This window comes from Alteromonas sp. CNT1-28, from assembly GCF_022348345.1.
Classification (GTDB): Bacteria; Pseudomonadota; Gammaproteobacteria; order Enterobacterales; family Alteromonadaceae; genus Alteromonas; species Alteromonas macleodii.
The window spans coordinates 159193-176669 of record NZ_JAKREZ010000007.1 but is presented as its reverse complement, the minus strand read 5'-3'; the positions used below and the strand labels follow the sequence as shown (position 1 = coordinate 176669).

Sequence of the window (17477 nt, the reverse complement as noted above, 5' to 3'; positions counted from 1 at the left end):
CTCTATTGAACAATTTCAAAGGCTCTAACTACGCGCGCGACACCCGTAATATTACGAGCAATATCTACAGCGGCTGTGGCTTCTAAATTGGTTAACCGACCCATCAGAAATACTTCTGAATCTTGAACCACTACCTTAACTTGTAGAGCAGGCACTCGTTCGTCTGCCACAATTTTAGTACGCACTTTTGACGCTAACCACAGGTCGTTGGCTTGTGTGCCTGCACCTATCGCCTCGCCAATTCTAATTTGGTTGTGAATTTTTTTGATATAGCTTACTTCTTGGGCGCGGCGCACAGCTTCGTCAACTAAGCCTTGGTTTGGCGCTTGCCCGGTTAGCAACGCTACACCGTTATAAACATCCACTTGCAGGTTAGCCTGCTCTTTAAGCGCATCGCTTTTCGACCATTGATACGACACCGCAGCATCGGCATTTTGGTCATCAAGCTGCGTGCCCACAGTACGTCTGTCATTAGCCACTTTCGCAGCCATGGCGCCTGCAGCTCCAACGGCCACTACACACCCTTGCAATGTAAGAATTAGGGCTAATAAAGAACCCAGTAGTCCCAAATTTTTCACTTGTGTCCTCTTTACTACTCGTCGCCGTGATCGGCAGGGAATAAGCTGTCGTCAATGCATTCACATAAATTGTGAATTACCAGTAAATGAACTTCTTGAATACGCGAAGTGCGGTTTGACGGTACGCGAATTTCAACATCATGTTCACTTAAGAAGCCCGCCATTTCACCGCCGTCTTTGCCAGTAAGCGCGACAATGGTCATATCGCGAGATAATGCCGCTTCCATCGCTGCTATGACGTTACGAGAGTTACCGCTGGTTGAAATAGCCAACAGTATATCTCCGGGTTGGCCGAGCGCTCGTACTTGCTTCGCAAATATTTCTTCGAAGTTATAGTCATTCGCAATAGACGTCAGGGTTGAGGTGTCTGTGCTTAATGCGATTGCCGGTAAGCTGGGACGGTCGCGCTCGTAGCGATTGAGCATGTTGGAAGCAAAATGTTGCGCATCACCTGCAGACCCGCCATTACCACAGCTCAGTACTTTATTACCTCTAATTAAGGCTTCAACGATCATGTACGCCGCTTTCTCAATATGCTCTGGCAATATTTCCGATGCCGCTATTTTGGTTTGTATGCTCTCGGTAAAATTCGCTTTTATCTGTTCAATCATGTGTCATCTCTTTGTTTTCACCAAATGGCAGACCATTTAGTGAAATTTTTTGCGCTGCATTACAGCGCCTTGATTTTTGTAATGGCCAGTATCTGAAAGTCAGAGGTTTAAACTGTGGCCTCAGCGCGAGAGAAAAACGGCCTAACGTTTATCGCTCGCGATAATCAACTCGCATTTACTATTGAAGCGTGCGAAAAAACTCAACCAGGTTTCTAGCTTCATCTTCAACCTTAAAATTTTTCACAACGTGTTCGCGTCCGGCTTTGCCCATTTCTGCAAGTTTGTCCATATCTGAAAGCAGCAAATCCATCTTTTCTGTGACAGCTTGCTGGTCTTTGGTAGGAACAATATACCCATCAACGCCTGGCCTGATGATGTCTTCCCATGCGCCCGCCTGAGTAGCTAATACCGCAGCCCCAGCACTCATGGCTTCAGGTACAGTTAATCCAAACCCTTCGTTATAGCTAAGTGCACTTACTAATGACAGTGCACTGAAGATTCTAGGAATTTGCTCAAACGGCAATTCACCGGTGAAAACAATTCGGTCAGTTAACCCGGCTTTAGAAATTTTTTCTTTAAGCTCGTTTACAAATTCTTGGTTACTCGAGGATATGGCACCTACAACTACTGCATTCACGTCAGGGTATTTGGGCAATACTTTGATGCACGCTTCAACAAATAGATGAACACCTTTTTGCTCTCTAACTCTGCCCAGAATACCAATGCCGTACTTGCCGCCGTAGCCTAATGCTTGCCATGCTTCTTGCTTGTTTTCTGCTGGCGTGTAGTTGTCTATTTGCACACCGTGTAAATTTATCTTGGCGGGGGGCTTATTTAGATATTTTGCAGAGCGATTACTCATTGCAATAACCGCATCCATTTTATTGCTTAACCACACCGTAGAAGCCGAACGCTTTCGCTGAGCGGCAGAGCTAAATACAAGCTTTATCTTGGCGCGAAACACGTATTTGAGGATCACACCCTGAATCATCTCGTCAACGCGACGCGCATGAAAAATTCGCCACTTACCATTACTAAGCGGGCGTCGACACATTTTTGCGACCTCCCAAAAAGTAATAGTCATTGATGGGTCTGGAACAAAATGCTTGCCCATTATCCGCAAATTAATCATATGCTTCTGTAGCGATGTTACTTGTAGCATCGTAGACGTTACGCCAGAAAAATTAGAGCTGGAGTTGCCGACTATTAGCTCTATTTCTTGGTTATCAACGCTGCTGGACGAAACCTTGTTGTTGGGATGACTCATTATTTGTGGGAACCTAAGAAACTTTCATCAAACCGATGAAGGGTTGCAAATCATAAGATAAAACAAACGGAATACGTCTGACATAAAGACATTTTCATCAATATCGGCCGCGCTCATCGTTGGCGCACGCTTCTAGTCCTCTTTGGGGACCATCAGTTTAAAAGCTGGATATTGTCAGTCTTTAGCCCACGTTCTTCAACCACTGAAGGTTGTCTCCGTCTATGGCAACAACGTCTATTCGCAGAGAAGTAGACGCTGGATTTAAGCCATTATCTAACAAATAGAAATCAAACGCAGCCTGAATTCGCTGGAGCTTTTTGGCAGTCACAAAATCTAGAGCACTGCCAAACTGATTTCGTCTTCGGTATTTAACTTCAACGCACACTATGGTGTTGCCGTCTTGCATTACAATGTCGAGCTCGCCACGCCGAGTGTGGTAATTTCGACATCGAAGAGTAAGGCCTTGTTTCATCAGATATTTACAGGCCTTGTCTTCTGCTGCACTCCCTTGCAGTGTTGACATAATTTTACTCCGAAAGCATTTGAACTTTTTCGTTACGAATAATTGCCTGAGGCTGTTTGCGTATTACTTCACCTTGTTGATTAAGGGAAAGTGTACCCGTTAACCCTTCGTGTGAAAGATATTTCAGCGTGTTAAGCATGCCTAGCTGAGGCAACAACTGATAGGCATCAAAACCGAAGGCAAATAAACGTTTTTGCATAGTATTTTGATTTTGCCAAGCCTGTTCAACCTCCTGCTGAAGAGGTTGCCAACTATGTGAAGGCATTAACCAAGGCATATCGATAAAGTGCACATTCTGCAGGTCACGCCATTGGTTTTTCCCGCTGTCGTAATCCATTGAACGAGAGGTGGCATACACGGGGACTTGTTTGCCATCGTATGGGTTTAAGCTCGCTTCGATAATGGGGTTAAGCAGTTCTGTGTCTTGAGGTGAGGCAAATGCAACAATGGCATCAATATCACGCCTACTGCGAGGCATGTTGTACACTTCATCATTTGTCATGTACTCAATTTGATTGATACGCTCGTTGCTTTGCGCCACATCTAGCGCCTGTGTAATTCCCTCTCGAAGTGAATTACTGTCGTTAAACGATACCGACGTTATGTTGGCTCGCTGCTTGTTTTCCTGATTGTTGAGTATTCGCCAGTGCTTTTTAAAGGTGTCGTCCATTCGCTGGTACAGACTGCTTTGTGCGGCAATAACGATAGGCGCACGATATCCTTTATTAAAGATAAATTCAGCAAGCTGCTTTGCTTCATCTTCTGGTGCTAGCCCGTAATAATTCAACGAGGTAGGCAAGCCTAATGAGTGGAGTTCATTTTGTGTGTCATCACCTGCGAGACCTGTACCAGAGGCAAGAGCATCATCGGCTATCGCCGGATTTGACGATCCTGTTGCCAACCCTTTAGCAGACGCATTGTCTGGCAATTCGTCAGGCCTGTTTAATGCAAGTACGTTCACACCAAGCGGCAAACTGGGAATTAAACGTTCAACAGTGTCTTTTAAAAGAGGGCCAATGATGAACTTGGTATCGCCAATTTCGCTGAGTAATTGCTGTGTATCTACTTCGTTGGTGTCGATAAAACGAAGACGAGGTAGAAGGTGTTCATCTTGGCGCTTTTCAACATCGGTGTAATAAGCCGCCATGATGCCATTTTTTACGACTTGTCCCGTGCGAGCTAACCTGCCAGAAAGTGGTAGTAAAACCGCAATATCGTTGGCGCCAGCATCGGTAAGCTGGGTTGCTTCAATCACGTTTTCAGGCAAAGCGTTTTCTAATACATGACCGCGATAAACCTGCTTAAATTGCTGCAGGCTTTTGGCTAATTTTTCCGGTGACGACGCGTTTTCTTCGGTTAGTTCGCGAAGAGTAATGAAAGGAGACAGGTCGGGATAAGCACTGCCTACTGAATCTAGTGACGATGCAGGAATGGAGGTAATCCACTGCCAAACTTGTTGCACTTTTTCATCGTCAGTAAGATTGGTCTTTAATACGCTATTCGCTGCCGCAGCCAGGTTGCCTTGCTGCGTGAAGAGCTGGGTTTGAAGCTCCGCTTTTTGGAATGCGGTTTCGCCTGTACCGGTTACGCCATCCAACATAGCCAGCAATTCTTCTGCCGAGGCATCAGGCATTCCCGCATAGGCTTTGGTTACCAGAAGGGAGTAATAAGATTGATTTACACCTGAAATACCGTCTTCTTTTACCTCATATAGCACTTGCTGAGCCAAAACGGGCTGTTGATTTTGAAGGTACAGGTCAGCCGCTTGCAGCAACAGCGTATCGCGCTGTTCTTTGTTGCGGGTGCGCTCCCATACTTTTTTTGCTTCAAGGAGTTTGTGCTCAGGCGTGACGTTATCTTCAACCTGTGTGGTTTCAATTGGGGTAGGTTCCACTACCACAGGCTTTGACTGGGTTTTAGGTGTACTTCCACAGCCCGTTAGCACCAATACAGAAGCGACGGCTGATAGCGTAAAGATTTTTCCAGCTTGTCCAATATGACGCACAGTTTCATTCCTTTTACATCGTTATAGGCCAAGTTTATCTTAACCAGTGTGAAAATCTACGCTTGCCAGCATAATCTGGACTAATGGCGTGATACACTTATCGCATATTCTTCAAAATTAACGTAAGACTTAATCACTGTTATGACAGACACCGCCACCTTATATATTGTTCCAACACCTATTGGTAATTTAGACGACATAAGTGCCAGAGCAATACGCGTATTAAGTGAAGTAAGCTGGATCGCTGCCGAGGACACCCGTCACAGCGCTCGACTCTTACAGCACTTTAGCATTGGAACGAAAACTCTTTCTCTGCATGAGCATAACGAAGATAAGCGCACAGCAATGCTTTGTGAGCGTTTAAAGGGCGGCGAGTCGGTAGCATTAATAAGTGATGCTGGAACACCGTTAATCAGCGACCCGGGCTTTGTTTTGGTACGCAAGTGCCGTGAGCAAGGTATTCCGGTTAGCGCTCTGCCGGGCCCATGCGCTGCAATTACAGCATTAAGTGCTTCGGGACTGCCAACAGACAAGTTTATATTTGAAGGATTCCTACCGGTTAAAGTGCAGGCACGTGAAAGCGTGTTGTCAGCGCTAATAGATAGAACGTTCACCACTGTTTACTATGAAGCGCCACGACGAATTTTAGACACCGTTACTGATATACAGCGCGTTCTAGGCGATCGCCAGATTGTGGTAGCGAAAGAGCTATCCAAAACCTTCGAAACCTACGTGAGTGGCAGCGCGCAAGATGTAATTGATTATCTCAATGCGGATGTTGCGCACCAGAAAGGCGAATTCGTCGTCATGATTGGCCCTGCGAAGGTAAGTGACCAGGCGATACCCAGTGAGGCAATGTCGTTGCTAAGTGTATTGTGTGAGCACATGCCGCTTAAAAAGGCCGCGGCGGTGGTCGCCACTCACTATGACTTGAAAAAGAATGCGCTTTATCAAGCTGGGCTAGACGCAAAAGCGTAAACACGTTGTTGATCTTACGGGCCTTGGAATAAATACAAAGGAGTGTAATTCACGTCAACTGCCCAGTTCAAAAAGGACTGAGGTTTATGGAGGCTCATATGACAAAAACACTCAAAATCACCATGTCAGAAGGAAAATGGTTAGTTGATATATTTTCTCAAGCTAACGACTCAGGTGTTTACGACTTAATCCACCCTAATACCTTTGCGGAAGTTTCTCTTAATGAAGGCGAAATGTACGGCTTTCGATATAGCTTGCAGGGAAAAGCAGGAACGTCATTTAAAATTGAGTTAGATGACGAAGTGCTTGCTGAAGGTGAGATAGACAAATCTGAGGCGGCGTCGGGAAGTGGGGTTGTATAGTCACTGACCCCATCGCGCCGCCATAAAAATCAATGCGCGATGAATTCCTACGTTGTTTACTTGAATGCTAAGGCCTCGCTTCGACCTGAAATCAATTCAGTTTTTCCTTTTTCAGGAAATAATGTGAGCGAATTAATGTTTTGTGGGTCTTAGTTAACAAAGAAAAAAAATTTCGTAAAAGAATAGTTTTTATTGGTATTATTTCAATATGCCTTTTGCATTCTTTTTCTTTGTAAATTTATTTTCTTATATTCAACGGCATTATCATGTTTCAGCATTTCATATTAACGCGCTTTAATCTTCGAAAAAAAGGTTGGGATGAGACCAAATCTCAATCCAAAGTTTTAACTGATAGCTGGATGGAAAACAGATTGAAGCTGTTTGAGCAGTACTGTTATTCGTCTATAAAATCTCAAACGGTAAAAAACTTTGAATGGCTAGTATTTTTCGATACGAATACACCAGAAATTTATCGCGAAAAAATAAACGAGCTAGCTTCAAAATTCTCCAATTTTATCCCAATTTACGCAGACGGAATGGAAAGCTTTTATCCGTCTATAAAAAAAGAAATAGCGTCTAGATTAACAGCCCCTTTCCTCATAACGACGAGGCTTGATAACGATGATAGCCTTCACCAAGACTTCGTTAAAGAAGTACAGAATCAATTTTCAGAGCAATCTTTTATGGCAATTGACTTTGTTGACGGATATACGCTGCAGGTAGCGCCTCGTGTAAGGCTAGGCCTGCACTCACATGTGCATAATCCGTTTATGAGTTTAATTGAAAAAAGTAAAGATTTTAAAACCATCTGGTGTCAAGAAAGGCACGGATATTGGAGTGGTGTAAAAGAACTGACGCCTGTCAGAGGAAAGCGAATGTGGATGTCGATTATTCATTTTGAAAACAAGGTGAATGAATATAAAGGCTATGGAAATGTTCCCAAAGAAAGGGTTGAAGATTTTAATTTACACCCTGCTGCCCTTGAAGACGTTATTGCAAACGTTGAAGATCCCAAAGTCAGTAGCAAAAGCGCGCTAAAGCATAAAATTAAGACAAATTGGAAGGTGAATTTTAAGCTGATGAAGAGGGCGTTATTTTCTTAAGTAGTTATCTAAAACTCATAGGTTGGACGTTAAAGATTAACCGAGACCAATCCATACTTCGAGCGCCCGGTTTTACTGTCGCTGGCAGGATGGGCACGTTTTGCATATCTTGACAGGTTATTCACTACCCAAATCCATGTTCGTTTCAATTCAGAGTAGGCGTCATGGAATATTGATTCCATTGATGGATAGGACCTGCTCTGTGTATTTTTCGTGACCATGAAGCTCGATACATCGACGCCCATTAGTCGTTGAATACTGAACCCGATACGCCGTTTCATCAGTGGTGCTAGCAAGCTGACAACATCAGCCCTCCATCAAACTCGCGTCACCATTTTATTCAACAAATCTTCTAAAATATCACTGTTATATTTTTTTGTCTGTTGTGAAGCATTTGTCTTCGAGCTTTGCTTAACAATACTTTAGGTATAACTTGTGTAATACTCCTGGTCACTAAAAAGTTTAATATAATCTGGAAGTCCGCCACAGCCGACAGCGCGTGGATTTTGGTCGAGCGGCCACCGCCGCTTTCTCAATAACAACCGACATCTTTAGTTATCTTGGCTGCGCTGGTCGATAACTAATGGCTCTTTGAACGTCATTGTGCGGTACGGGAAAGGTATCTCGATATCGGCATCGTCTAGTGCACGCTTAATTGCACTAACCACTTCACCTCGCGACTTGCGGTGAGCGAGTGGAGTTGGATCTGTCCACCATGTAACTTCAATATCAATGCTGCTGGCGCCAAATCCAGCCAAAAATACCTCAATATCTTTAGATTCGTTTACTGTTTCACAATCCTTAAGCGCATTTTCAATAACGGAAACGGCAGCATCAGCGTCTTCATCGTAAGCAACCCCCGTCATGATGGTAATACGACGCAGATCCAAATCGGTCAGCACACGAATGGGATTTTTAAACAAAAATGAGTTTGGCGTTACCACTAATTCGCCGTTAGTTTTTCGAATAGTTGTCATGCGAACAGAAATTTTCTCTACCTTACCCATGAGCGATTCACATTCAATAAAGTCACCTTTTTCGAATGGATACTTCCAGAGGAGTAAAATCCCTGCAAAGAAGTTCTCGAAAATCTCTTTGAAAGCAAAACCGACGGCGACAGACAGCAACCCTAATCCACCTAGTGCTTTTGCTGGCGTTAACCCCGGAAACATGATCAGCGCAGCGAGCAACAGCCCCAACGTCCAAACGGCGATATTGGTGAATCGGACAAGCAATTCTCTTACGGAGTCTCTTTTAACACGAGACGTAGTCAGTTTTTCGATAGAACGTCCAATGGCTGCAGACAGCACCCACGTCAATAGTATGACGGCCAACCCGACCGCCATGTAGGGTAAATGCTCGATAAAGCCTCTTGTGATATTAACAAGGGTCGTTTCTAGCGTATCCAATGGTGAGAGGTCTTCAATGGTAGTTGGTGCATTGCCACGGTTAGAGTTTGATTCAGATTGAAAGTAACCTATGGTTTGAACTAAATTAAAAAGCACCTGAGATTCCTTGTGGGTTGCGGAGGCGAAGTCTTATAGAACTATCTATACGCGAGTAGTTAGCGTTAGATCAAGTGTTTTTGCCGCTGAGTTGCGGCCTAAGATTGATCATTTGACGCACATCCAACACCTCCGGCACAAGCATAGCCGCCATGTTAAAGCGAGTGACTTTCTAAGTAGCTGGCAGAAAATAAACGACGCGGCATATTAGGATGCCGCATCAAATTTCTTGTTACCTGTAACTAGTTTTGTCTGTGTTGCTAGGCGTTCATCACGATAAAAAATGTGACTCTATCTAAACAGCTAACTTCTTTTGATTACTTAAGACAAACGACCTTTGAAGTCTTCGTAGCTGAATTCGCGAACCAGCTCAAAGTCGCCGTTAGAACGCAGAATGCCGATAGCAGGATGTTCTACACCGTTGAAGAACGTGGTTTTTACCATGGTGTAATGCATCATATCCTCAAACTGTAATCGATCGCCGGTCTTAAGCAGCGCATCGAATGAGTAGGTATCAATGACATCGCCAGCAAGGCACGAATTGCCACCTAGCTTCACATTATATGCTTTTTCATTATGCATACCCGCGCCCAAAATTGTAGGGCGATAAGGCATTTCCAGTACATCTGGCATATGTGCAGTAGCTGAAATGTCTAGAATAGCGATATCACCGTCATTTTCTACCATATCAACCACTTCGCAAATTAATGGCCCTGTCTGCCATGCTACCGCAGACCCTGGCTCAAGAATTACGTCTAGGTGTGGGTAACGGGCTTTAAAGTCTTTTAATGTGTTGATGAGGTGCTCAACATCATACCCTTCACGGGTCATCAGGTGTCCGCCACCTAGGTTTAACCACTTTAATTGACCAAGCCATTTGCCAAAACGCTTTTCAATGGCTTCAAGGGTGCGTGCAGTAGCAAAAGAATCACACTCACAAAGGTTGTGGCAGTGAAATCCTTCAATACCCGATAAGTCTGCGCCTTCTAGCTCACTAGCACGTATGCCTAAGCGAGAACCTGGTGCAGCTGGGTCGTACAGTGGCGTATCTGCTTCTTGATGCTCAGGGTTTATGCGAAGGCCTAACGACACGCCTGCTAGCACGTCTTTATGCGCGTTCCACTGGGTCAAACTATTAAAAGACAGGTGATTAACAAGACTCGCCAATTCCTTTGCGTCATTAACCTTGTACGCAGGAGAATATGCGTGAACTTCTTTACCCATCTCTGCAGCAAGTTTCGCTTCCCAAACCGAACTGGCCGTTGCTCCGTGTAAGTACTGTTTGATGATGTCGAAGCAAGACCACATAGAAAAGCCTTTAAGCGCCAAGATAATACGCGCGCCAGATTCGTCTTGAACCCGTTTCATCAGCTCAAGGTTTTTAATTAATTTTGCTTCTTCCAGCACGTAGCAAGGAGAGGGAATATCAGTACGTTGAGTTAAATCGGTCAATGGGATAAAGCTCCAAAAAATAAAACGGCTTTCAACATTTATCAAACGCCTAATGTATTACATTACAGGTCGTAGCTCAAAACTACTCTGTATCCTACATTCCAGTAATCTGATCTATATTTAAATAGTGGCGTTAATAAAAAAGGGCGCTTGAATTAAGCGCCCCGATACTTCAATTATTTAGTGAAAGGGCTACCTTCACATTCGAGTACGTGCCATGGCAGACCGTGCTCGTTAAGCATATCCATGAATGGGTCTGGATCGAATTGTTCCATGTTCCATACACCTGCTTCTTTCCATGTGCCGTTAAGCATAAGCGCTGCGCCAATCATCGCAGGAACACCTGTGGTGTAAGATACTGCTTGCGCGCCTACCTCTTCGTTACATTTCGCGTGGTCACAGTTGTTATAGATAAAGATAGTTTTTTCTTTGCCATCTTTAATACCTGTGATGTAAGTGCCAATGCACGTCATACCGCTGTAACCTTCAGCAAGTGAGCCTGGGTTAGGAAGTACGGCTTTTAAGAACTCTAGTGGTACAATCTTCTGGCCTTGGAATTCAACCGGCTCAATGCTAGTCATACCAATACCTTCAAGTACACGCAGGTGGTTAAGGTAAGCATCGCCAAAGGTCATCCAGAAGCGTGCACGCTTAAGGGTAGGGAAGTGCTTAACAATAGACTCTAGCTCTTCGTGGAACATCAGGTAAGATGCGCGAACACCAATGTTTTGATAGTCCAGATCTTCACGTACGCTTAACGGATCGGTTTCTTTCCACTCGCCGTTTTCCCAATAGCGACCGCGTTGGGTAATTTCACGAATGTTGATTTCAGGGTTGAAGTTAGTCGCGAAAGCCTGGCCGTGATCGCCGCCATTACAGTCTACGATATCAAGATAGTGGATTTCGTCGAAGTAATGCTTAGCTGCATATGCTGTGTAAACGTTAGTTACACCTGGATCAAAGCCACTGCCAAGAAGGGCCATAATGCCCGCGTCTTTAAACTTGTCTTGGTAAGCCCACTGCCACGAGTATTCAAACTTCGCTTCGTCTTTAGGCTCGTAATTGGCGGTGTCTAGGTAATCAGTATTAGTTGCAAGACATGCATCCATGATTGGAAGGTCTTGATATGGCAACGCAAGGTTGATTACTAGGTCTGGCTTTACTTCGTTGATAAGTGCTTCCACTTCTTTTGCGTTGTCAGCATCAACAGCGAAAACACCCTTAACGCGATCTGCACCTACTTCTTGCTGTAGCGCTTCACACTTAGATACCGTGCGGCTTGCTAAGTAAATTTCGTCGAAATGTTGCGGTAAACGTGCACATTTTTTCACAGTTACCGACGCAACACCGCCAGCACCAATAATTAAAACGCGAGACATAATAACTAATCCCTAATTTTGCTAATGAATTTTGGGCTGAATGCTAGCAGACCAATGGGATTTGGCAAGCAAAGACAGCCCATGACAGTACAAAAAATTTTAATCGTAACAACGAATGTAAAAGGTATTGCACACCTACTAGCGGCCTACCTTTCAAAGGCCTCATTATTGACCGTTTATGGTCTACGCCGAGATACGTCGTTCAATAGAAGTTTGAGCTGATACGAAAGCAGACACGTTCTTAAAATTAATAACGTGTCTGCAATTCTGCTCGGTTTAAAATATAAAGTCGCTCGAATTTCAGCGGGTAACCGTATCAATTGGTGGCGATATGACTACCTTATCATCAACTTTGTAATAAGGGTAAAGAATCAAACGCTCTTCATGATTTGGTGTAGCAGTGGCTATAGCAATGGCGTCGAGGGTTTTACTGTCTTGGGTATTAACCGCCGCAGCATAAACCAATACGCTGTAGCTGTTTGTGTCGGTGGTGGTATCGATAATTCGCCACTGAAGCTGCTCGATAAGCTGTGACTCTCGCTTTTGACCTTGTGTTTCGTCGTTGAAAATACAACCTACTCGGCCGTTTTCATAGATGGCAGCAAAGGGGTAAAACACATCGCATACGGGTAACATAAGCTCACATAAGCTTAGTGACTTCGACACGAGTACGTTTAATGGCGTTGGCAATGTAACTGGACGGTCGATCATAGCGCATCTCCTGTGAGTTAGCGTTGCTGGACACTTGCTAATACCTACGCTTACTACGTCACATTAGTTTAATATTCACCATTGCGATAGCTAAACACTACCATTTCATACTAAAAGATTAAGAGACTAACCTAGGGCCTGTTGACCTTTGGTGTACGAATTTTGGTCTAAATGGAAGCCTTTTAATCGCGAAACAGCCCTTCAAGCCTAGCGGGCTAAGTTAAAGGACTGTGACAAAGAGTAAAAGGTGTTCTCGATTTAGAACCACTAAACCGTCAAACATTCGCCTTGTCTAGATGGCACACAGACCGCTGCAAAAATGTACAACAAAGGTCAACAGGCCCTAGGGCGATTGCTTTTTATCGGTTGTTTTTCAACGCGACTTAATAGTTCGGCGATGAGGAAGTGGACATTAGCTTTAAGGCGCTAAAAGTTGTTTTTGGTATTTCAGTGGTGTTGTTGAGTACCACTTTTTAAAGGCGTGGGTAAATGATGATTGTTCCTGAAACCCCAATAAATCTGCGGTATCAGCGATGGAGTGATGTTTCAGCAAATCATCTAAGCGGGCTTTGCGTTCGCTATTGAGAATTTGTTGAAAACTAGTGCCACTTTGCTTCAATTTTCGCTGTAAGGTGCGCGGACTGATAAAAAGTGCATTGGCTACGCGTTGCTGATCGCAGCCTTTTAAGGTTGGATTGGCTTTTAAAAGCGCAACGACTCTATGACTTATGTCTTCATGCTGATTGGCGGTGAACTGGCTATTGGCAAATTGAACACGGTCGCCGCCTTTGCTCGCCATTAGTTCTTCTTCGGATACTTTTACGAGCGCACTAAACATCACTTTGTTCTCGCTGGTAAATGGAATATGTAAAAGGTGCTGAGGAAAAATAATGGCGTTGGTGTTGGCGTTATCAACCACCTCACAATTGAACCACATCGCTAGCATGGCTTTTTCCGAATCGCTCAAAGGAAACGTAAAGGTAACGGCATTCAGTTTACAGGCAGAACCTAATATCTTGTAGACGGTTGCTACCCAGGCTGTGGTGTTGCGCAATACCATCTGCTTGCAATCGGCGCTTTTGGGTACCCACTCAACGCGGGTATTGTCAGGTTCGAAAAACACGCTAGTGGTGCCAATGTCAGCGACTAAAGCGTCAAAGCGGGTTAGCGCATTGATGGCTTGAGCCAAGTTTTCGCAACTTTCAACAAGGTAACCCAGTACTCCGTAATCTTTCGCCTGAATATGTTTACCCAACTCAAAACCAAATAGCGAATTGTTGGTTAGTGCTACCCCTTGGTTTAACAGCTCAACGTATACATTCATATCAACACGTGAAGAGCCAGACAGTGAGTCATGCTTTTGGGTAGTTAACGAAACATTGTCGGCATTAACGCCTAAGCTAACTAAATAGCTCACCGTACTTTGGATATAGGCTGAGGAAACTGATGGCATATGCTTGTCGCAAAATAACAAAAACACTGTCGCATTAACGCAAGATAAAATAAAAATGTCAATTTATGCTAGGAGCCATCAGAAAAGGAAATAACGTAGATGGTTAACGTTTACTACCAAAAAAATATTGCTGCAACGCCCAAAGAACTGCGCGATACGCTGCTTGATCACCAGAATTTAAGCGATTTTTTCAACGCGTCGTTTAAGGTATTGAAAGCAGAAAATGATAATGAGATTAGCGGCGGAAAGGGCTGCGTAAGAGAAGTCACTATTCTTAGTGTACGTTTTAAAGAAGAGATTGTTCACGCAGATACAAACGGCATTGAATATAGAGTGGTTGATGACTTCCCAGTGAAGGCGCACAGGGGCGCTATTGCGTTCACGCAGCAGGAAAATTCAACAAACGTTTCTTATCGCATTACCTGTCGGGCGCCCTGGTATATACCAAACTGGTTACTGACGCGCCTGTTGCAAAACGATATTGAGCAATGTCTAGATAAGTTAGGAGCACGCTTTGATCCCAGTTGAACTTATTTTGCTAGGGTTAAGCCCTGTTTTTCTACTTTGTGTCTTTATTGAATTTAAAAGAGCGCGACAGTTTTACAATGTAAAAGACAGTGTGAACAATGCCTTACTTGCACTACTTCATCAGGGCTCTGATGCATTGGTCTTGCTTCTACTAATGCCTTTTTTTATTTGGTTACACCAGTTTTCACTATTTAAAATAGAGCTTAGTGCACTATCACTTTTTGCAGGTTTTATCCTTCAAGACTTTTTGTACTACTGGTTTCATCGTGCTTCACACAACATACACTGGTTTTGGCTAGCGCATGTGGTACATCACAGCTCGACAAAAATGAATTTCACAACGGCCTTCAGACAAAGCGTTTTGTACCCCTTTGTCGGCATGTGGCTGTTCTGGGTACCAATGATTCTTATTGGTTTTTCGCCAAGTCTGGTTTTTGCCATTGTCGCTATCAATCTGGCTTATCAGTTTTTTGTACACACTCAGACAATTGGAAACCTAGGCTGGGTAGAGCGTATCTTCAACACGCCTACGCATCACCGTATTCATCACGCAACGAATAAACCATACATTGATAAGAATTACGGTGGCGTACTTATTATATGGGATAAATTATTCGGCACTTTCGCTAAAGAAGACAAAACGATAACGATAAAGTACGGCATTGTAGGAAAAATGCCTGAGGACAATCCTCTTAGCGCTAACTTCAGTCAAATAGGTGTGCTTCGTGAACAGCTTCAGCACGCAAAAGGGATAAAAGCAAAGTTAAAAAGGTTGTTTGGCTATCCTGTCGCAGATTGATACTAATGGTCTTACACAATCAAAGTACTAGATGGATTGCTAGCGCTACCTAGAGAAGCGCTAGCCTTGGTATGGCACTATTCTTTACTAGCAATTTTCTGAAGGTTGCTGTGAATTTTGAAAAGTACGATAAGCAGTTCGCACCAGATTCTTGCGCCAATACAGCCAGACACGATAATAAATAGGCCGTATACAAAACTCGCGTCGTACCCTACAAACATCGTTGTTACGCCACTTACCACAGATCCTAAAAGCAATAGCCAGTACACGAAAGTGATAATCTTAGGGGTTAACATTGAGTCGAAGAAGAAAATATCTTTCATAATCATTCCTTGATGAAGTTTGCAGGTAGCAAGCGCTAATGTTTATGCCGCATCCTGCGACAAACTTCTTGTTGTTATCGTTGTTTAGTGTTTAAAAGAATTGTGAGCAAGCTCACAGGGATAGTTGTAACACCGAAAGGTAGTGATCGCAACACTCTGTTATAAAAGGGGTTTATCTTGCGCCTTGCAAGCCGCCTGTGTGCAGTACAACAATGCGTGACCCGTCTTCAAACATACCTTTGGCCAGCATATCTTTAACTGCCCAAAAGGCTTTGCCGGAATAAACAGGCTCGATATCAAAATCGAAAGTATTATTAAAATCGTTGCAGAAGGTTTGAAGCTCATTTGGCGCTTTGGCGTAACCACCGAAGTGGTAGTTGTGTTCAATATGCCAATTTGATCGCCCAAGCGAGGCTGGAAGAAATTGTTCGACTAATCCTTCTAAGTAGTCTTCACCCTTCAGCACGCCAACACCGACAGCGTTGCAACCAGTGCGATGGAGAGTGTCTTTCGCATTATTTTCATTACGTTTATTTAATGCACTGACTATTCCCGCCAAAGTGGCTCCACTGGCGACAGGAGCGACAATAAAATCAAAATCTATGTTGATTTCATCAACCATGTCCTTTATCCCTTGAAGCGCTTGTGCTTGGCTTCCGCCCTCAGGAATGAGCATCGCGTCAGGTTGCTGCTGCTTAAGATGAAGTAGATATGCGCTATCGTTTCGCTTTTTGTAAGTGACTCGGTCTACATAGTCGATACGGGTGCCCCAACTTTTCAAATCCTCAATCATGGGTGTAGGTGCAGCGCTGTAGTCACCGCGAATAACGGCGTTAAAAGGAATGCCCAATTTATAACAAACAAAGCCTAGTGCATGCAGGTGGTTAGAAAAACCGCCGCCGAAACTCACTATCGTTTTTGGCAACGGGCTGGTGAGCGCATGACTTAGCTTTCGCCATTTATTACCTGACATTACAGGGTGAATAGCATCATCACGTTTAACAAATAGCGATACCTTGCTGGCACCTTCCCAATTTGGCTTAAATGGGATTAGCGGTGAGGGCAGGGTTAATGACGATTTAAATGCATCAAGGGGAAGCACAACGAGAGCCTAGTGTCAGTTGATCAAATGTGTGAAGGCAAGAGTATAACCAGATAGAAATTCAATAAAAGACCTGTAATGTTTATTACGCTAATAAGAGCATAGTTATGGTTATCAAAATGTATGGCCTATTTCGCCAGTTGAGAGCTAAATCCTTACCAATGCGCCCAGAAAGTGCCAGTGGTGTGTGGGGACATTCGATGTATAGCGCTAGCATGGCTGCGAAGATGTTTTCCATCATTCTTTTTGTTTCGATATCAACAAGCGGGCTAATCATGTCAAAGAATGTGGTTGCGCAAGAGCCAGATGTTAAGCACATCAGTAATTATGTTCCCAATGCAAAGCTTGTTGGAAAAGGCATGTTCTCTTACTACTTCTGGGATGTGTATACCGGTGAGCTTTATGCGCCTGAAGGTGAATACGCCAACCAGCCCCCCTTTGCACTAAAGTTAACGTACCAGCGAGATCTTGAAGGTAAAAAAATTGCCCAGCGTTCTATTGATGAAATGAAAAAGCAAGGAGACCTATCGGCTGATGATTCAGACAAGTGGCTTTCCCTAATGAATAGTATCTTTCCTGACGTCAGCGAGGGCGACGTCATTACCGGTATCGCTACAAAAGATGGCACGAGTGTGTTTTACGTGAACGGTGAAAAGGCTGATGAAATTGAAGACAAAGTATTTACACAGCGTTTTTTTGATATTTGGCTAAGCGATAAAACGTCTGAGCCAAAATTTAGAAAGAAGTTATTGGGAAACGGATAAGGGCAACGCTTTATTAGCATTACGCCAAGTCTAT

Annotated in this window: 19 protein-coding genes; 6 read left to right on the top strand and 13 right to left on the bottom strand. The window is 43.9% G+C overall.

The features are described from left to right. Positions 1 to 2: 2 nt before the first annotated feature. From MHN02_RS07090 to MHN02_RS07070, 5 genes are all read right to left on the bottom strand, one after another. Complete coding sequence (locus tag MHN02_RS07090; protein WP_014950523.1) at positions 3 to 578, bottom strand: BON domain-containing protein; 576 nt, start codon at positions 576 to 578, stop codon at positions 3 to 5. Positions 579 to 592: 14 nt separating this feature from the next. After that, positions 593 to 1189, bottom strand: a complete 597-nt coding sequence (locus MHN02_RS07085; RefSeq protein ID WP_014950522.1) for a phosphoheptose isomerase — start codon at positions 1187 to 1189, stop codon at positions 593 to 595. Positions 1190 to 1367: 178 nt separating this feature from the next. Then, on the bottom strand, positions 1368 to 2456 hold the full coding sequence (locus MHN02_RS07080; protein WP_014977256.1) for a glycosyltransferase family 4 protein: 1089 nt from the start codon (positions 2454 to 2456) through the stop codon (positions 1368 to 1370). A gap of 181 nt (positions 2457 to 2637) precedes the next feature. Beyond that, positions 2638 to 2979: a YraN family protein gene (locus tag MHN02_RS07075; protein ID WP_239245256.1), complete on the bottom strand. Its 342-nt coding sequence runs from the start codon at positions 2977 to 2979 to the stop codon at positions 2638 to 2640. A gap of 4 nt (positions 2980 to 2983) precedes the next feature. Then, positions 2984 to 4984 carry a penicillin-binding protein activator gene (locus MHN02_RS07070; RefSeq protein ID WP_069944822.1) on the bottom strand — a complete coding sequence of 667 codons (2001 nt, stop codon included), beginning with the start codon at positions 4982 to 4984 and terminating at the stop codon, positions 2984 to 2986. Between the two features lie 141 nt (positions 4985 to 5125). Between MHN02_RS07070 and rsmI the strand changes: the two genes are divergently transcribed. The 3 genes from rsmI to MHN02_RS07055 all read left to right on the top strand — a co-directional run bounded on the left by rsmI (position 5126) and on the right by MHN02_RS07055 (position 7427). Further along, positions 5126 to 5962, top strand: coding sequence for a 16S rRNA (cytidine(1402)-2'-O)-methyltransferase (gene rsmI, locus MHN02_RS07065; RefSeq protein WP_014980129.1), 837 nt, complete (start codon positions 5126 to 5128; stop codon positions 5960 to 5962). A gap of 98 nt (positions 5963 to 6060) precedes the next feature. Then, positions 6061 to 6324 carry a hypothetical protein gene (locus MHN02_RS07060; RefSeq protein ID WP_202942022.1) on the top strand — a complete coding sequence of 88 codons (264 nt, stop codon included), beginning with the start codon at positions 6061 to 6063 and terminating at the stop codon, positions 6322 to 6324. Between the two features lie 266 nt (positions 6325 to 6590). Continuing rightward, positions 6591 to 7427: a glycosyltransferase gene (locus tag MHN02_RS07055; RefSeq protein ID WP_239245253.1), complete on the top strand. Its 837-nt coding sequence runs from the start codon at positions 6591 to 6593 to the stop codon at positions 7425 to 7427. Between the two features lie 29 nt (positions 7428 to 7456). Here the strand turns inward: MHN02_RS07055 and MHN02_RS07050 are convergent, their stop codons facing one another. From MHN02_RS07050 to MHN02_RS07025, 6 genes are all read right to left on the bottom strand, one after another. Next, positions 7457 to 7708, bottom strand: a complete 252-nt coding sequence (locus MHN02_RS07050) for a hypothetical protein (RefSeq protein WP_239245251.1) — start codon at positions 7706 to 7708, stop codon at positions 7457 to 7459. A 270-nt stretch (positions 7709 to 7978) separates the two neighbouring features. Beyond that, complete coding sequence (locus MHN02_RS07045) at positions 7979 to 8932, bottom strand: mechanosensitive ion channel family protein (RefSeq protein WP_239245249.1); 954 nt, start codon at positions 8930 to 8932, stop codon at positions 7979 to 7981. A 321-nt stretch (positions 8933 to 9253) separates the two neighbouring features. Then, positions 9254 to 10384 (bottom strand): carboxynorspermidine decarboxylase, encoded by a 1131-nt coding sequence (nspC, locus tag MHN02_RS07040; RefSeq protein WP_239245247.1) that lies wholly within the window; start codon positions 10382 to 10384, stop codon positions 9254 to 9256. 176 nt (positions 10385 to 10560) lie between these two features. After that, positions 10561 to 11763 carry a saccharopine dehydrogenase family protein gene (locus MHN02_RS07035; protein ID WP_014950514.1) on the bottom strand — a complete coding sequence of 401 codons (1203 nt, stop codon included), beginning with the start codon at positions 11761 to 11763 and terminating at the stop codon, positions 10561 to 10563. A 300-nt stretch (positions 11764 to 12063) separates the two neighbouring features. Then, a complete protein-coding gene (locus tag MHN02_RS07030; RefSeq protein WP_039226244.1) occupies positions 12064 to 12474 on the bottom strand; it encodes a hypothetical protein in 411 nt (136 codons plus the stop codon). 418 nt (positions 12475 to 12892) lie between these two features. Beyond that, a complete protein-coding gene (locus MHN02_RS07025) occupies positions 12893 to 13927 on the bottom strand; it encodes an AraC family transcriptional regulator (RefSeq protein ID WP_239245245.1) in 1035 nt (344 codons plus the stop codon). 99 nt (positions 13928 to 14026) lie between these two features. Here MHN02_RS07025 and MHN02_RS07020 point away from each other — a divergent pair, with 99 nt between their 5' ends. Both MHN02_RS07020 and MHN02_RS07015 read left to right on the top strand, forming a co-directional pair. Beyond that, the gene (locus MHN02_RS07020; RefSeq protein ID WP_239245243.1) at positions 14027 to 14455 is read left to right on the top strand and encodes an SRPBCC family protein; all 429 of its coding nucleotides are present in this window, start codon (positions 14027 to 14029) and stop codon (positions 14453 to 14455) included. Continuing rightward, positions 14442 to 15254 carry a sterol desaturase family protein gene (locus MHN02_RS07015; protein ID WP_049586010.1) on the top strand — a complete coding sequence of 271 codons (813 nt, stop codon included), beginning with the start codon at positions 14442 to 14444 and terminating at the stop codon, positions 15252 to 15254. The genes MHN02_RS07020 and MHN02_RS07015 overlap by 14 nt, the downstream gene beginning before the upstream one ends. A 77-nt stretch (positions 15255 to 15331) precedes the next feature. Here MHN02_RS07015 and MHN02_RS07010 read toward each other — a convergent pair whose 3' ends face one another. Next, positions 15332 to 15577 carry a DUF4282 domain-containing protein gene (locus MHN02_RS07010; protein WP_014950508.1) on the bottom strand — a complete coding sequence of 82 codons (246 nt, stop codon included), beginning with the start codon at positions 15575 to 15577 and terminating at the stop codon, positions 15332 to 15334. A 172-nt stretch (positions 15578 to 15749) separates the two neighbouring features. Next, complete coding sequence (locus MHN02_RS07005; RefSeq protein ID WP_239245241.1) at positions 15750 to 16679, bottom strand: pyridoxal-phosphate dependent enzyme; 930 nt, start codon at positions 16677 to 16679, stop codon at positions 15750 to 15752. Positions 16680 to 16786: 107 nt separating this feature from the next. Here MHN02_RS07005 and MHN02_RS07000 point away from each other — a divergent pair, with 107 nt between their 5' ends. Next, positions 16787 to 17443 carry a chalcone isomerase family protein gene (locus MHN02_RS07000; RefSeq protein ID WP_239245239.1) on the top strand — a complete coding sequence of 219 codons (657 nt, stop codon included), beginning with the start codon at positions 16787 to 16789 and terminating at the stop codon, positions 17441 to 17443. Positions 17444 to 17477: the final 34 nt, after the last annotated feature.

What these genes read in the sequence shown, in the direction of transcription:
- MHN02_RS07085 (WP_014950522.1), bottom strand. Translation starts at nt 1,189, where the DNA reads ATGATTGAACAGATAAAAGCGAATTTTACCGAGAGCATACAAACCAAA.
- MHN02_RS07080 (WP_014977256.1), bottom strand. Translation starts at nt 2,456, where the DNA reads ATGAGTCATCCCAACAACAAGGTTTCGTCCAGCAGCGTTGATAACCAA.
- MHN02_RS07075 (WP_239245256.1), bottom strand. Translation starts at nt 2,979, where the DNA reads ATGTCAACACTGCAAGGGAGTGCAGCAGAAGACAAGGCCTGTAAATAT.
- rsmI (WP_014980129.1), top strand. Translation starts at nt 5,126, where the DNA reads ATGACAGACACCGCCACCTTATATATTGTTCCAACACCTATTGGTAAT.
- MHN02_RS07060 (WP_202942022.1), top strand. Translation starts at nt 6,061, where the DNA reads ATGACAAAAACACTCAAAATCACCATGTCAGAAGGAAAATGGTTAGTT.
- MHN02_RS07055 (WP_239245253.1), top strand. Translation starts at nt 6,591, where the DNA reads ATGTTTCAGCATTTCATATTAACGCGCTTTAATCTTCGAAAAAAAGGT.
- MHN02_RS07050 (WP_239245251.1), bottom strand. Translation starts at nt 7,708, where the DNA reads ATGAAACGGCGTATCGGGTTCAGTATTCAACGACTAATGGGCGTCGAT.
- MHN02_RS07035 (WP_014950514.1), bottom strand. Translation starts at nt 11,763, where the DNA reads ATGTCTCGCGTTTTAATTATTGGTGCTGGCGGTGTTGCGTCGGTAACT.
- MHN02_RS07030 (WP_039226244.1), bottom strand. Translation starts at nt 12,474, where the DNA reads ATGATCGACCGTCCAGTTACATTGCCAACGCCATTAAACGTACTCGTG.
- MHN02_RS07025 (WP_239245245.1), bottom strand. Translation starts at nt 13,927, where the DNA reads ATGCCATCAGTTTCCTCAGCCTATATCCAAAGTACGGTGAGCTATTTA.
- MHN02_RS07020 (WP_239245243.1), top strand. Translation starts at nt 14,027, where the DNA reads ATGGTTAACGTTTACTACCAAAAAAATATTGCTGCAACGCCCAAAGAA.
- MHN02_RS07010 (WP_014950508.1), bottom strand. Translation starts at nt 15,577, where the DNA reads ATGAAAGATATTTTCTTCTTCGACTCAATGTTAACCCCTAAGATTATC.
- MHN02_RS07000 (WP_239245239.1), top strand. Translation starts at nt 16,787, where the DNA reads ATGGTTATCAAAATGTATGGCCTATTTCGCCAGTTGAGAGCTAAATCC.